This window comes from Streptomyces sp. CNP082, assembly GCF_059570535.1.
Map to the genome: position 1 here is coordinate 49,729 of NZ_JCANSZ010000003.1, position 14,722 is coordinate 64,450.

Genomic DNA, 14,722 nt, shown 5'->3' on the forward strand with positions numbered 1-14,722 from the left:
CCGGGACGCATCCACCCGCCCGAGACGCACCCCATCCGCGGGCCACGCGCCCGCGCCACGCCCCCCGGACGGCACCCCCAGCAAAGCGAGGGCCATGTCAACGGCAGACCCATCCGTCACCCCCGCCGCCGTGAAACCGGCGCCCGACGCCCGCGGCCCCGCGGGCAGTTCCCGCCGCGCCTACCTCAGCTATGTGGCGGGCAAGCTCGCCGGCGCCGCGGTCTCCCTCTTCGCCATCCTCCTCACCAGCTTCTTCCTCTTCCGGATCATCCCCGGCGACCCGGTCAAGACGATGACGCACGGCCGCAGGGTCGACGCCGAGCAACTGGCCGCGCTGCGCCGGCAGTACGGGCTCGACCTGCCGCTGTGGGAGCAGTTCACGCAGTACGTCGGCGACGCCCTGACCGGCGACCTCGGCGACTCGTACCAGTTCAACGAGCCGGTGCTGGACCTCATCTGGGAGCGCGTGCCGGCCACCCTGCTGCTCACCGGCACGGCCGTGGTCCTCTACAGCGCGCTCGGGCTCTGGCTGGGCACCCGCGCGGCCTGGCGGCACGGCGGCCTCGGCGACAAGGTCAACACCGGCGTCGCGCTCACCCTGTGGTCGGTGCCGCACTTCTGGCTCGGGATGCTGCTCATCATCGTCTTCTCGGTCGGCATCGGCCCCGTCCCGGGCATGTTCCCCACCGGCGGCATGGAGTCGGGCGGCGAGCACGGCATCGCGTACGTCGTGGACGTGATCCACCACATGGTCCTGCCGGTGCTCACCCTCGTGGCCGCGTGCTACGCGCAGACGCTGCTGGTCATGCGCTCCTCGCTGCTCGACGAGATGGGCAGCGACTATCTGACGGCCGCCCGCGCCAAGGGGCTGCGCGACGATCTCGTACGCCGCCGGCACGCCGTGCCGAACGCGCTGCTGCCGACGATCACGCTCGTCTTCGTCAACCTCGGCTTCATCGCGGCCGGCTCCATCCTGGTCGAGACGGTCTTCTCCTGGCCGGGCCTGGGCGGGCTCTTCTACCAGGCGCTGAGCGTCCCCGACCTGCCCCTGGTCCAGGGCCTGTTCATCGTCTACGCGGGCTCGATGATCCTGGCGAGCGTGCTCGCCGACCTGATCTATCCGCTGTTCGATCCCCGGGTGGGCCGATGAGTACGGAAGCACTGGGCGAGGAGCCGGGCCCGGAGCCCACCGTTCCGCCCGTCAAGGAACCCGCCGAACCCGCCGCCGAACCCGCCGCCGACCCGCGGGCCCTGGCCCGCGCGCGCCGGCGCCGCTCCGCGGCCCGCTTCTGGCGCGCGTACCGCAGGCAGCGCGCGGGGCTCGTGGGCCTCGCCGCGCTCGTCGTCATCGCGTTCGTGGCGCTGGCCGCACCGCTGCTGGTCGGCGCCGACGCCGACAGCGTCACCGACGCGCCGGGCACGGCGCTGGAGGACCCCAGCACCAGGTTCCCGCTGGGCACCGACCAGTTCGGCCGCCCGGTGCTCGATCTCCTGGTCCACGGGGCGCGCATCTCGCTCACCGTCGGGCTGCTGGCCGCCGCGCTGACCGTGGGCATCGGCACCCTCGTCGGCATGGTCGCCGGCCACTACGGCGGCTGGCTGTCCGGCGTCCTGATGCGCGTCACCGACTTCTTCCTCGTCATGCCGACGCTGGTGCTGGCCATCGTGCTGGCCACGGTGATGTCCCGGTCGGTCACCACCGTCATCATCGCCATCGGCGTGGCCGCCTGGCCCAAGACCGCGCGGCTGGTACGGGCGCAGACGCTGGCCATCGAGGCGCGCCCGTACGTCGAACGCGCCCGCGCGCTCGGCGGCGGGCACACGCACGTCATGCTCCGGCACGTGCTGCCGAACGTGATGCCGCTGGTCCTCGCCCAGACCACGCTGGTCATCTCCGAGGCCATCCTGACCGAGGCCACGCTCGCGTTCCTCGGCCTCGGCGACCCGCAGGTCATCTCCTGGGGCGGCATGCTCCAGGACGCCCGCGAAGCGGGCGCGATCAGCTCGGGCCACTGGTCGTTCCTCGTGCCGCCGGGCCTGGCCATCGCGGTGGTCGCCCTGTGCTTCACGCTCTCCGGCCGGGCGCTGGAATCCGTCCTCAACCCGAAGCTGGGGGTGGCGAAGTGACGCTCCTCGACGTGCGGGACCTGCACGTGACGTACGGTACGGGCGCCGCGGCCGTGCCCGCGGTGCGCGGCGTGGACCTCACCCTGGCCGCCGGGCAGAAGCTCGGCCTCGCCGGCGAGTCGGGCTGCGGCAAGTCGACCCTGGCGCTGGCACTGCTGCGGCTGCTGCCGCGCACGGCGCGGTTGAGCGGAGAGATCCTCCTCGACGGCGAGGACGTGCTCACCATGTCGTGGGGGCGGCTGCGCGCGGTGCGCTGGGCGGGCGCGTCGATCGTCTTCCAGGGCGCGATGCACTCGCTCAACCCCGTCCACCGCATCCGCGACCAGATCGCCGAGCCGATCCTGCTGCACCGGCTGGAGACCTCCCAGCCCGCGGCCCGGCGGCGGGCGGACGGGCTGCTGGAACAGGTCGGGCTGCCGGCCGCCCGCGGCGGCGCCTACCCGCACGAGCTCTCCGGCGGCCAGCGGCAGCGGGTGATGATCGCGATGGCGCTGGCGTGCGACCCGCGGCTGATCGTCGCCGACGAGCCGACGACGGCACTGGACGTGATGATCCAGGCGCAGATCCTGCGGCTCATCGAGCGGCTGGTCGCCGACCAGGGCATCAGCCTGCTGATGATCAGCCACGACCTGGCGGTGCTCTCCGACACCTGCGACCGGCTGGCCGTCATGTACGCGGGCCGGATCGTCGAGGAGGGCCCGGCGCAGCGGGTGTTCACGGCGGCGGAGCACCCGTACAGCGGCGCCCTGGCGGCGGCGTTCCCGACCGTCGGCCGCACCGCGGACCGCCGCGCCCCGCAGGGCCTTCCCGGCGACCCGCCGGACCCGGCGCACCTGCCGCCGGGCTGCGCGTTCCACCCGCGCTGCCCGGTGGCGCTTCAGACCTGCGCGGCGGACGACCCGCGGCTGCGGGAGGCGGGCCCGGGGCGGCGGGCGGCGTGCGTACATGTGAACAGCGTCAAGGAGGCACGGTGACCGGGGAGTCGGCGGAGAACGCGCCGAAGGGCGCGGAGCCGGGGGCGGACGAGGGCGTACGGGCCGGGGCGCAGGAGAGCACCGGCGAACGGCCGGTCCCGCGCGGGGGCGAGCCGGTAGCCGCGGCGACGTACGCGGCGGACGCGGACGCACACGGCAGCGAACAGCACCCCGGGCTACGCAAGCGCGCGCCCGCGGACGCGGCGAAAGACGCGGCGGACGCGGACGCACACGGCGGCGAACGGCGGCCCGAGCTGCGCAAGCGCGAGGTCTCGGCCGCGGCGGCAGCCGAGGGCGTACGCGGCGGAGCCGCCCGCGGCACCGCCGCCGAGCCGCTGCTCGCCGCGGGCGGGCTGCGTGTCGTCTTCCCCGGGCGGCACGGCGCGCCCGCCGCGCGGGCCGTGGACGGCGTGAACCTCGCCATCGGCGCCGGCGAGATCGTCGCCCTCGTCGGCGAGTCCGGCTGCGGCAAGACCACCCTGGCCCGCGCGCTCCTCGGCCTGGTCCGCCCCACCGCGGGCAGTGTCTCCTTCCGCGGCTCCCCGCTGGCGTACGGCAGCCGGGCGCTCAAGGCGTACCGCCGGCAGGTCCAGCTCGTGCTGCAGGACCCCAGCGGGTCGCTCAACCCGCGGCACACCGTCTACGACGCCGTCGCCGAGGGCCTGCGCATCCACGGCCGCCCGGGCGACGAGCGCGCCGTCGTGGCCTCCGCGCTCTCCCGCGCCGGGCTGCGCCCGCCGGAGCGGTTCTTCCTGCGGTATCCGCACGAGCTGTCCGGCGGGCAGCGGCAGCGCGTCGTCATCGCCGGCGCCCTCGTCCTCGACCCGGAGCTGCTCGTCGCCGACGAGCCGGTGGCCTCGCTCGACGCCTCGGTACGCGGCGAGATCCTGGCCCTGCTGCTGCGGCTCCGCGACCAACTGGGGCTCTCCGCGCTGGTCGTCACGCACGACCTGGGTCTTGCGTGGAACATCGCGGACCGGGTGGCGGTGATGTACCTGGGCCGGATCGTGGAGGCGGGCCCGGTGGAGCAGGTGCTGACCGCGCCGCGGCACCCGTACACCAAGGCCCTGCTGTCGGTGCTGCCGGAGTCGGGGACGGCGCCGGTGGTGCTGACGGGCGAGCCGCCGGATCCGGCGCGGATCCCGGGCGGCTGCCGGTTCCACGCCCGCTGCCAGCAACTCGCCTCCGGCGAGGCGGCGTCGGCGGGCGTGGCCGACGACTGCCGCGGCACGGACCTGCCGGTGCTGGCCGGGACGGGGCCTGGGGTGGCGTGCCACCTGGCGGGGACCACGGCGGCGAACCCGGCCGGCCCGGAAGCCGCGGCAGGCCCGGCTGGTCCCTCCGCGTAGCGCTACGGGCACGGCGCGACCGCGCCGGCCCGGGTCAGGCCCGGGCGGGCGCGGTCACTGTCCTGCGGTCAGCTCGCGGCAGACGTCGACGTCGCGGCGCATCTGGGCCTTCAGGTCCTCGACCGTGTCGAAGCGCTGCTGGCCGCGGACGAAGGCGAGGAAGTCCACGGCCACGTGCACCCCGTACAGATCGAGGTCGTCGCGGTCGAGCGCGTACGCCTCCACCGTCCGCTCCGTGCCGTCGAACTGCGGATTCGTGCCCACCGAGACCGCCGCCGGCAGCCGCTCCCCCGCAACGTCCAGCCAGCCCGCGTACACCCCGTCCGCGGGGATCGCGGTGTGCGGCAGCGTCTCCAGGTTCGCCGTCGGGAAGCCCAGCTCCCGGCCGCGCTGCGCGCCCCGTACGACGACGCCCTCGACCCGGTGCGGCCGGCCCAGCACCTCCGCCGCCCCGGCGACGTCGCCCTCGGCGATCAGCCGCCGGGCGAGCGTGGAGGAGAACGGCTCACCGCCGCCCGCGGCGCCGCTGACCTGGAGGTCGACGACGTCCACGGCGTAGTCGTAGGTCTCGCCGAACGAGGCGAGGAGCTCGACGTTGCCGGCGGCCTTGTGGCCGAAGCGGAAGTTGGGCCCCTCCACCACCATCCGCGCGTGCAGCTTGTCGACCAGCACCTTCACCACGAAATCCGCGGCCGGCAGCTTCGAGAACTCCGCGGTGAACGGCAGGATCAGCAGCGCGTCCACGCCGAGGTCCGCCATCAGCTCCGCCCGCCGGTGGTGCGCGGCCAGCAGCGGGGGGTGGCTGCCGGGGCGTACGACCTCCGCGGGATGCGGGTCGAAGGTCACGACGACGGACTGCACGCCCAGCTCCCGGGCGTGCTCCACCGCCCGGCCGATGATGAGCTGGTGGCCGCGGTGCACGCCGTCGAACGAGCCGATGGTGACGACGCTGCGCCCCCACCCCTCGGGGATGTCCTCCAAGCCACGCCAGCGCTGCACAGTGCCCGCTCCTCGGTCCGCCGTTGTCATGCCTGCCCCGTACGGGATTGTGGAACACAAGACTGCCATGCTCGCGGCCCGGCGCAGGACCCGGGCGGCGGTCGGACCGGCTCCGGGCCCCGCGCCCGCGTGCTCACGACGCCCGCCGCGGGTGCGCCGCACCCACGGCGAGCTGCGCGCTCGGCCCCAGCAGCACCGCCCAGGCGTCCCGGTCCACGGCCAGCCACCCGCGCAGTTGCGCCGCGAACGCGGGCAGCTCGGCCGCGAGCACCGCCAGCCGCCGGTCGAAGACCGCCGCGCCCTCCGGCGTACGGGACAGCAGCGCCCCGATGCACCGGACCAGGTCCCGCGTGTGCTGTTCCGCCCGGCGGCCCGCGGCGCGGCCGACCGCGGCGAGCAGCGCGTCGAGCACGGCGGGTTCGCGCTCGCGGTCCAGCAGGATGGCGAGCAGCTCGCGGCGCGGCGCGCGGGAGGCGGGGGTGCCCGGGTCCGCGGCGACCGGCGCGAGCGCGCGGCGTACCACCGGTGAGTGCGCGGTCAGCAGCTCGACGGCGAGCGGGAGGAGCACGGCGCGGTCGCTCTGCCCGTCCTCCAGCCGCCGGTCGACGAAGTCGGCGGCGCCCGCGGCGCCTTCGGGGTGGTGGGCGACGTACTCGCGGACGAGGTCCGCGGCCCTGCGCGCCGCCGCCGGGGCGAGGGTGCGGGCGCGGGCGAGGGCGTGCAGCACGTCGGCGGCGCCGCTGCCGGGCCGGTGGAGGCGGTCCCTGAAGGCGTCGAGCACGGGCCCGGGATGGGTGGCGAGCACGGGGGCGAAGTCGGCGGGGGTGAGGTGCGGGTCGTCACCGGCGAGGAGGGCCAGGGCGCGGTCGAGGTACGCGGCGCGGCTGTCGGGGTCGCACAGGAGCACGGCGAGGGCGGGGCCGTGGAGGGCGTCGTCGCCAGCGCGCGCGAGCAGGGCCTGCGCGGCGGAGCGGAGAAGCGCGCGGTCGGCGGCGCCGCGGGCGTGCCGGGCGGTCGACGGCGCGTATGTGGCGGCGGCGGCCCGGCGCTGCGCACGCGGGTCGCGCGCCCAGCGGTCCACGGCGCGGGAGAGGGCGGACGGCTCGTCCTCGGCGAGCGCGGCGAGGAGTTCGCCGGCGCGCGGGTGGGCGGAGGCGATGAGGGCGTCGGCGAGGTCGTCGGTGGCGCGGGCGCGGTGGGTGTGCAGGAGCGCCTGGGCGGCGTCGGCGACGGTGGCGCCCTCGGCGGGCAGGGCACGCTCGTCGTCGAACCAGGCGACGAGGAGCGGCTGCGCGGCGGCCGGGTCGGCGCGGAGCAGTTCCCCGGCGGCGGTCAGGTACGCGGACGGGCGGCGGGTGTCGGCGGGTACGAGGAGGCGCAGCAGGTCGAGGCGGTCGGCGAGCGGGAGGGGCAGCCGGGTGAAGAACGACGGGCCGAAGGGGGCGAGCACGCCGGGGAGCCGCGCGGAGCCGCCGGAACGGGCGGCGTGGCCGGCGACGCAGTCGACCAGCCGCCGGATCACCTGCCGGTACGGGCGGGCGTCGGGGACGCGCAGCAGGGTCCCGGCGAGCAGGTGACCGGCCCACCAGCCGCCGCCGCCGTCGGACCAGGGGTCGGGGGCGAGAGCGGGAGCAGGAGCGGGAGCGGGGACGGGGGCCGGGGGCCTGCCGCCCGCCCCCGGCTCACGCCGCAGCTCCGGCTCACGCCGCGGCTCCGGGATCGGCGAGCAGCCGGTGGCCGCGGCGCCGACGGCCGCCAGCAGATCCGTCAGCCGCTGGGCCAGCTCCGTACGGCCGCGCCGCCGCTCCAGCAGGAGCAGCGCCTCGACACAGGTCCCGATCCGGTGCGGCGGCACCGGCAGCACCCGCCGCGCGCCGGCCCCGTCCACGGAGGACGGCGGGCCGCCGGGGCGCAGGCGCTCGGAGGTCCTGTGGACGAGCACGGCGAGGGCGGCGTCGGCGTCGAGGTGCGCGCCCTGCAGCCAGTCGGCGAACTCCTCGTACGCGAAGCGGTACCCGGCGCCCGCGGGCACCAGCAGCCCTTCGGCGAGCACCGCGGCGGCCCACCCGGTGAGCCCGGCGCGCCGATCCGGCACCCGCCACGGGAACAGCTCCTCGAACGCCGCCCGCTCCAGCTCCCCCTGCCCGGGCCCCAGAGACCGCCGCGCCGCCTCGTGCACCTGCCCGGCGACATACGCCGCAAGCCGCCGGACGGCGACACCACGGGGCCCGGCGCCGCGCGCGAGCCGGGAGGCAACGCGCAGACAGACGAGCGCAAGGTACGCCTCAAACACCTCCCCCCGCCCCGCCCCGGCCCCCGTCCCGCACGACGCCGCCGCTGCCGGCCCCGCGCCGGCACTCAAGACCGGCGAGCCCGCGCCGGTCTGCGGCGGAGCCGCTGCCGGCGCGGCGGCCCCGTCCCCGGCCAGGGCAGCGGCGTCGTCCGCCGACACCCCCACCCCGACCCCGCCCGGCTCCCCCGCTCGGGCCGTGCCGCCGTCCTCCACCGCCCCGCCGCCCCGCGGCAGCGCCCCGCGGATCTCCGCCAGCAGCCGCAGCGTGAGCGGGTGGCGGGCGTCGGCCGGGTGGAGGGCGGTGGCGGGGATGCCGTAGCGGGTGCGGGCCTGTGCCGCCTCCGCCGCGGTGAAGTCCCCCAGCGGCACGCACGGCGGCAGCGTCTCCGGCCCCCGGCACCCCGCGTGCAGCAGCTCCGCCGGGAACAGCGCGCCGGCCCACTCCCAGTACTCCGGCCGGCACGCCAGCACCAGCCGCACCCCGTGCTCGCGCAGCCACCCCGCCGTGTGCGCACTCCACTCCGCCAGCGCCTGCGCCAGCACCGGCGGCATCTCCTCCGGGGCGTCGAGCAGCACGAGCAACGGCCGCCCCGCGGCGTGCGCCAGCGCGGCGGCCGCTTCCGGGGTGGCCGTCGCCGGGTCGCCCGCGCAGCCCGCGTCGCCCGCCGCCGCGGCCACCGCACGCGCGGCGTCGCGCAGCGCCCGCGCCACGGCATCCCGCAGGCCCGCGTCCGCGACCTTCAGGTCCGCGCCGCGCAGGCGCACCGACGGCGCGGGTGCCGCACCGGCGGCGCGGCGGGCGCCGAGCCGGGCGAGTTCGGTGGTGCGCCCGGTGCCGGGGGCACCGACCAGCGCGAGCACGTGCGCGGCGCCGTCGAAGAAGCGCCCGTACTCCGCCCGCATCCCCCGCCGTTCGACGGGCTCCCCCCAGCCCCGGCCCTCCGAGGCCGCGATAACCGCCGACGCCGCAGGGTCCACCGCACACGCCGGACCTGCCGCCGCACCGACGCCACCCGCGACCGTGCCGCCCGCGCCCGCCATCGCACCGCCCCCGGACACGGCCGCGGCAACGCCGCCCGCAACCGAGCCGCCCACCCCTCCGTACCCCGCCGCCCCCAGCTCCAGCGCCCCCGCCAGGTTCAGGTCCCGGCCGTACGCCGCCACCTGCGCCCCGCCCCGGGCCAGCGCGTCCGCCAGCGTCCCCGCCGCGTCGTCCGCCGCCCCGCGCAGCGGCACCGCGTGGACCACTCCGCCGCCGTCCGCGCGCAGCGCCGTGCCGACCACGGCGACCACCGCCCCGCTCGCGGCGTCCAGGACCGGCGCGCCGCTCGCCGCACCGCCCGCGCGCAGCGACTCGTGCGGGGCGAGGGCGAGTTGCAGCACGCCCGCGACGAGGTGGTAGCGGTCGGTCGCGGTGTACGTGGCCGGGGCCGCGGCCACCACCCGGCCCGGCAGCACCCGTGCCCCCGGCAGCGCGACGGCCGCCTCCGCACCGTCGAAGGGCACCGCGGCGGCGAGCGCGAACGGCCGGGCGCCGGCCAGCCCCCGGGCCCGTACGACCGCGAGATCCGCGCCCGGCAGCGCCGTGACGTCCGCGGCTTCGATCAGCAGCGTGTGCGCGTCGCCGGGCGCGTGCAGCACCAGGCGGGGCAGCCCGTCCACGGCCTCGTGGCTGGTGAGGACGGTGCCCTCGGCGTCCACGAGGAATCCGGTGCCCCGCGGGCGGCCGGCGAGGTCGCGGATGCGTACGACGGTGCCGGGCGCGCGCGGCGGCGGTGTATGCGGCAACGGCCAGCCTCCCCGGGTGGGTCCAGGGCATGGCTTGCCACCGGCTGATCACGGGAAACGGGGAGTGGCGCGATGCGGCCCCGAGGCCACCCGTTCGGCGGAGTCCGGGCCGCCGCTCACGACCGCGACACCGGCCGCCCGCCCCGGTGCAGCCGCTGGACGCGCACGGCCCTGAACGGACAGCGGCCCTGGACGGACCGCGGCCCTAGACGAACACGGCCAGCGCCTTGGCCCGCCCCCCGGCCGGCTCCACCAGCGCCAGGAAGCGCCCGTCCGGCCCGAAGACCGCGTTCGGCCCCTCCGCCAGCCCCTCCGGCACCGCCACCCGCACCCCGTGCGACAGCAGCCGGGCCTGCTCGGCGTCCACGTCCCAGCGCGGGAAGGCCGCCGCCGCGGCGTCGCCGATCGGCAGCACCTCCAGCCGCTCCTCCAACTGCGCCAGCGTCCGCGCCCTGTCCAGCCCGTACGGGCCGACGCGGGTGCGGCGCAGCGAGGTGAGGTGGCCGCCGACGCCCAGCTCGGCGCCGAGGTCGCGGGCCAGGGCGCGGATGTACGTGCCCGAGGAGCAGGCCACCGTCACGTCCAGGTCCGTCACGCGCGTGCCGTCGTCGGCCGTCGCCGCCCGCACGCCGTGCAGCACGAAGGTGCTGACGGTCACCGGCCGCGCGGGCAGCTCCACGGCCTCGCCGTCCAGCACCCGCTTGTACGACCGCTTGCCGTCCACCTTGATCGCGCTGACGGCCGACGGCACCTGCATGAGGTCGCCGGTCAGCCCGGCGATGCCGGCGTCGACCGCGCCGGGCGGCAGGTCACCGGCGTCGGCGGAGGCGGTGACGTCGCCTTCGGCGTCGTCGGTCACCGTCGTCTGGCCGAGCCGGATCACGGCCCGGTACTCCTTGTCGGTGAGCGCGAGATGGCCGAGCAGCCGGGTCGCCTTCTCCACCCCGACGACGAGCACGCCCGTCGCCATCGGATCCAGCGTCCCGGCGTGGCCGACGCGTCGGGTACGGGCCAGCCGGCGCAGCCGGCCGACGACGTCGTGCGAGGTCAGCCCGGGCGGCTTGTCGACGATGACAAGCCCGTCCGGGCCGGTCGGCTTCCCCTTCATGCCCCCGCCGGGCCCCCGTCCGCGTCACCGCGCGCCTCGTCGTCGGCGTCAGCCGCGTCCGCTGTGCCGGCCGCGTCGCCCGTGTCGGCCGTGTCTGCCTCGTCAGCCTCACCGGCCTCGTCGCGGTCCCGCTTGTACGGGTCCGCCCCCGCCGCGTACTCCGCGCCCGCGGCGACGCTGCGCACCTGCTCGTCCTGCAGCCGGGCGCGCTCCAGGACGTCGTCGATGTTCTTGGCGTTCTCGGGCAGCGCGTCCGGCACGAACGCCAGCGTGGGGGTGAACTTCACCCCGGCCGCGGCGCCGACCGCCGAGCGCAGCACGCCCTTGGCGCTCTCCAGCCCCTTCGCCGCCTGCGCCCGCTCCTCGTCGTCGCCGTACACCGTGTAGAAGACGGTCGCCTCCCGCAGGTCACCGGTGACGCGCGTGTCGGTGATGGTCACCCGGGAGCCGAGCCGCGGGTCCTTGATGCCCCGCTGCAGCTTCTCGGCCACGACCTCACGGATGAGGTCCGCCAAGCGCTTCGCCCGTGCGTTGTCGGCCACTGGTCCGTCTCCTTGCCCATGTGTCTACTCGTCGTCTTCGTGATGGATCCGCCGCCGTACGGCCAGCAGCTCCACCTCCGGCCGGGCGGCGAGCATCCGCTCGCACCGGTCCAGCGTGTCGGTGAGGTGTCCGGCGTCCCCGGAGACCGTCGCCAGACCGATCAGGGTTCGGCGATGCAGATCCTGGTGCCCGACCTCCGCGGCGGTCACCGCGTACTTGCGGATCAGCTCCGCGACGATCGGACGGACGACGGAGCGCTTCTCCTTGAGCGACCGTACGTCGCCGAGGAGGAAGTCGCAGGAAAGCGTCCCTACGTACACGTGTGTATCCGGATCACCCGCCGGTACGGGATATACGGGATGGAGGGGCGGCGAGGGGGCGGCCCTTCGTGAAGGGCCGCCCCCTGCCTGTGCTGCGGATCAGCCGCGCGGCTTCTCGCGCATCTCGTACGTCGCGATGACGTCGTCGACCTTGATGTCGTTGAAGTTTCCGAGGTTGATACCGCCCTCGAAGCCTTCGCGGATCTCGGTGACGTCGTCCTTGAAGCGGCGCAGGCCCTCGATGTTGAGGTTCTCCGCGACCACCTTGCCGTCGCGGATGACCCGGGCCTTGGAGTTGCGCTTGACCTCGCCGGAGCGGATGAGCACACCGGCGATGTTGCCCAGCTTGGAGGAGCGGAAGACCTCGCGGATCTCGGCGGTGCCGAGCTCCACCTCCTCGTACTCCGGCTTGAGCATGCCCTTCAGCGCGGCCTCGATCTCCTCGATGACCTGGTAGATCACCGAGTAGTAGCGGACGTCGACGCCCTCGCGCTCGGCCATCTGCGTCGCCCGGCCCTCGGCGCGGACGTTGAAGCCGATCACGATCGCGTCCGAGCCCGTGGCCAGGTCGATGTCGGTCTCGGTGACCGCACCCACGCCGCGGTGGAGCACGCGCAGGTCGACCTCTTCACCGACGTCCAACTGCATGAGCGAGGACTCCAGCGCCTCGACGGAACCAGCCGCGTCGCCCTTGATGATGAGGTTGAGCTGCTGCACCTCGCCGGCCTTGAGCACCTTGTCCAGGTCCTCCAGCGACACCCGGCGGGTGCGCTTGGCGAAGGCGGCGTTGCGCTCGCGCGCGGCGCGCTTCTCGGCGATCTGGCGGGCCGTACGGTCCTCCTCGACCACCAGGAAGTTGTCCCCGGCGCCGGGGACGCTGGTCAGACCGAGCACCTGGGCGGGGGTCGAGGGACCGACCTCCCCCAGGGGGTTGCCCAGGTCGTCGAGCATGGCCCGCACGCGGCCGTAGGCGTCGCCGACGACCATCGTGTCCCCGACACGCAGCGTGCCGCGCTGGACCAGCACGGTCGCCAGGGCGCCGCGCCCGCGGTCGAGGTGGGCCTCGATCGCGATGCCCTCGGCGGCCTGCTGCGGGTTCGCCCGCAGGTCCAGGCTGGCGTCCGCGGTGAGGACGACGGCCTCCAGCAGGTCCTCGATGTGCAGGCCCTGCTTGGCGGAGATGTCGACGAACATCGTCTCGCCGCCGTACTCCTCGGCCACCAGCCCGTACTCGGTGAGCTGGCCGCGCACCTTCGACGGGTCGGCGCCCTCGACGTCGATCTTGTTGACCGCGACGACGATCGGCACGTCGGCCGCCTTGGCGTGGTTCAGCGCCTCGACCGTCTGCGGCATCACGCCGTCGTTGGCCGCGACCACGAGGATCGCGATGTCGGTCGCCTTCGCACCGCGGGCACGCATGGCGGTGAACGCCTCGTGACCCGGGGTGTCGATGAAGGTGATCCGGCGCTCCTCGCCGTTGACGTCGGTCGCCACCTGGTACGCGCCGATGTGCTGGGTGATGCCGCCGGCCTCGCCCTCCAGGACGTTGGTCTTGCGGATCGCGTCCAGAAGGCGCGTCTTGCCGTGGTCGACGTGACCCATGACGGTGACCACCGGGGGCCGCGCCACGAGCGCTTCCTCGCCGCCCTCGTCCTCGCCGAACTCGATGTCGAAGGAGTCGAGCAGCTCGCGGTCCTCCTCCTCCGGGCTGACGACCTGGACGGTGTAGTTCATCTCCTCGCCCAGGAGGTGCAGCGTCTCGTCGGAGACGGACTGCGTCGCGGTGACCATCTCGCCCAGGTTGAACATCACCTGGACCAGGGACGCCGGGTTGGCGTTGATCTTCTCTGCGAAGTCGGTGAGCGACGCGCCACGGGAGAGACGGACCGTCTCGCCCTTGCCGCGCGGAAGCATCACGCCGCCGATGGACGGCGCCTGCATCTGCTCGTACTCCTGGCGGCGCTGCCGCTTCGACTTGCGACCGCGGCGCGCGGGACCGCCGGGACGGCCGAAGGCGCCCTGCGTGCCACCGCGGCCACCGGGACCGCCGGGACGGCCGCCGAAGCCGGGACGGCCACCGCCGCCGCCGGGACGGCCACCGAAGCCGCCGCCACCGCCGCCGCCACCGGGACGACCGCCGAAGCCGCCGCCGCCGCCGGGACGACCGCCGCCACCGCCGCCGCCCGGACGACCGCCGGGCCCGCCGCCCGGACGGCCACCGCCGCCGGGACGACCGCCGGCCGGGGCGCCGGGGCGCCCGCTGGGTGCGGGGCGCTGCGGCATCATGCCGGGGTTCGGGCGCGGACCGCCGGGACGCGGGCCGCCGCCCTGGCCGCCCTGCGGCCGGGGCATGCCGCCCGGGGTGGGCCGGGAGCCGCCCGGCGCCTGCGGGCGCGGGCCGCCGCCCTGCGCGCCGCCCTGGCCGCCGCCGGGGCGGGGGGCCTGCGGGCGCGGGGCCTGCGGACGGGCCATGCCGGTGGAGCCGCTGGACGTGAACGGGTTGTTGCCCGGGCGCGGGCCCGCGGGCCTGCCACCGGGACGCGGGCCGGGCGCGCCGGGGCGCGCGCCGCCGGGACGGCCGCCGCCGGGCTGGCCGCCACCCTGACCGCCGCCCCGCGCGGGGGCGGGCGGACGCGGACCCGGCTTCGCACCGGGCTTCGGGGCACCGCCGCGGTCCGCGGCGGGCGGCGCGGTGAACTCCGGTGCCTCAGGCGCCGGGGCCTTCTGCGCCGGCGGGGTCGGACCCGGACGGGGCGCCGGGGCGGGCGCGGGCCTGCCGGCGTCGGCGCCGGGGCGCGGGGCGGGCTTGCGCTCCGCGGCCTGCTCGGGCTTGACGGGGGCGGGCTTCGCCGCGGGTGCGCCGGGCACGCCGGGCTTGGGGGCGGCCTTCTTCTTCGGCGCGGCAGGCTTGCCGGCCGGCTTGGCCGCAGCCGAGCCGTTGCCGGACTGGAATGCGTCAGTCAGTTTGCGTACGACCGGCGCCTCGATGGTCGAGGACGCCGAGCGGACGAATTCGCCAAGTTCTTGGAGCTTGGCCATGACGACCTTGCTCTCGACGCCGAACTCCTTGGCGAGTTCGTATACCCGGACCTTAGCCACTTCGCTCCTTCTGGTCCGGGGGTGTCCGCCGGACCGTCGCTACTTCTGCATGGGCGTACTCATCGCGTACTCATCGAGTGCTCATCGCAATCTCGACCCACTTCCGACTCGCGAGGTACCTG

10 protein-coding genes are annotated in these 14,722 nt (G+C 76.2%); 4 read left to right on the top strand and 6 right to left on the bottom strand.

Annotation, left to right across the window (positions count from 1 at the left end):
• Positions 1-94 precede the first annotated feature (94 nt).
• The 4 genes from B124_RS03195 (at position 95) to B124_RS03210 (ending at position 4,450) form a co-directional block, all read left to right on the top strand.
• Positions 95-1,150, top strand: coding sequence for an ABC transporter permease (locus B124_RS03195; RefSeq protein WP_496501072.1), 1,056 nt, complete (start codon positions 95-97; stop codon positions 1,148-1,150).
• A complete protein-coding gene (locus B124_RS03200; RefSeq protein WP_496501073.1) occupies positions 1,147-2,127 on the top strand; it encodes an ABC transporter permease in 981 nt (326 codons plus the stop codon). Before B124_RS03195 ends, B124_RS03200 begins: the two co-directional genes overlap by 4 nt.
• Positions 2,124-3,101 carry an ABC transporter ATP-binding protein gene (locus B124_RS03205; protein WP_496501074.1) on the top strand — a complete coding sequence of 326 codons (978 nt, stop codon included), beginning with the start codon at positions 2,124-2,126 and terminating at the stop codon, positions 3,099-3,101. Before B124_RS03200 ends, B124_RS03205 begins: the two co-directional genes overlap by 4 nt.
• Before the next feature lie 335 nt (positions 3,102-3,436).
• Complete coding sequence (locus B124_RS03210; RefSeq protein WP_496501274.1) at positions 3,437-4,450, top strand: ABC transporter ATP-binding protein; 1,014 nt, start codon at positions 3,437-3,439, stop codon at positions 4,448-4,450.
• A 54-nt stretch (positions 4,451-4,504) separates the two neighbouring features.
• Here the strand turns inward: B124_RS03210 and B124_RS03215 are convergent, their stop codons facing one another.
• The 6 genes from B124_RS03215 to infB all read right to left on the bottom strand — a co-directional run bounded on the left by B124_RS03215 (position 4,505) and on the right by infB (position 14,600).
• Complete coding sequence (locus B124_RS03215; RefSeq protein ID WP_496501075.1) at positions 4,505-5,449, bottom strand: bifunctional riboflavin kinase/FAD synthetase; 945 nt, start codon at positions 5,447-5,449, stop codon at positions 4,505-4,507.
• A 133-nt stretch (positions 5,450-5,582) separates the two neighbouring features.
• The gene (locus B124_RS03220) at positions 5,583-9,530 is read right to left on the bottom strand and encodes a trypsin-like peptidase domain-containing protein (protein WP_496501076.1); all 3,948 of its coding nucleotides are present in this window, start codon (positions 9,528-9,530) and stop codon (positions 5,583-5,585) included.
• Between the two features lie 205 nt (positions 9,531-9,735).
• Entirely contained in the window at positions 9,736-10,638 is a 903-nt protein-coding gene (gene truB, locus B124_RS03225) for a tRNA pseudouridine(55) synthase TruB (RefSeq protein WP_496501077.1), read from the bottom strand.
• Positions 10,635-11,180, bottom strand: a complete 546-nt coding sequence (gene rbfA, locus B124_RS03230; protein ID WP_496501078.1) for a 30S ribosome-binding factor RbfA — start codon at positions 11,178-11,180, stop codon at positions 10,635-10,637. Before rbfA ends, truB begins: the two co-directional genes overlap by 4 nt.
• A 24-nt stretch (positions 11,181-11,204) precedes the next feature.
• Positions 11,205-11,501: a DUF503 domain-containing protein gene (locus B124_RS03235; RefSeq protein ID WP_496501079.1), complete on the bottom strand. Its 297-nt coding sequence runs from the start codon at positions 11,499-11,501 to the stop codon at positions 11,205-11,207.
• A 99-nt stretch (positions 11,502-11,600) separates the two neighbouring features.
• Positions 11,601-14,600 (bottom strand): translation initiation factor IF-2, encoded by a 3,000-nt coding sequence (gene infB, locus B124_RS03240; protein WP_496501080.1) that lies wholly within the window; start codon positions 14,598-14,600, stop codon positions 11,601-11,603.
• Positions 14,601-14,722: the final 122 nt, after the last annotated feature.

Excerpts from the sequence above, each read along its gene's own strand:
- B124_RS03195 (WP_496501072.1), top strand. The coding sequence starts at position 95 with ATGTCAACGGCAGACCCATCCGTCACCCCCGCCGCCGTGAAACCGGCG.
- B124_RS03200 (WP_496501073.1), top strand. The coding sequence starts at position 1,147 with ATGAGTACGGAAGCACTGGGCGAGGAGCCGGGCCCGGAGCCCACCGTT.
- truB (WP_496501077.1), bottom strand. The coding sequence starts at position 10,638 with ATGAAGGGGAAGCCGACCGGCCCGGACGGGCTTGTCATCGTCGACAAG.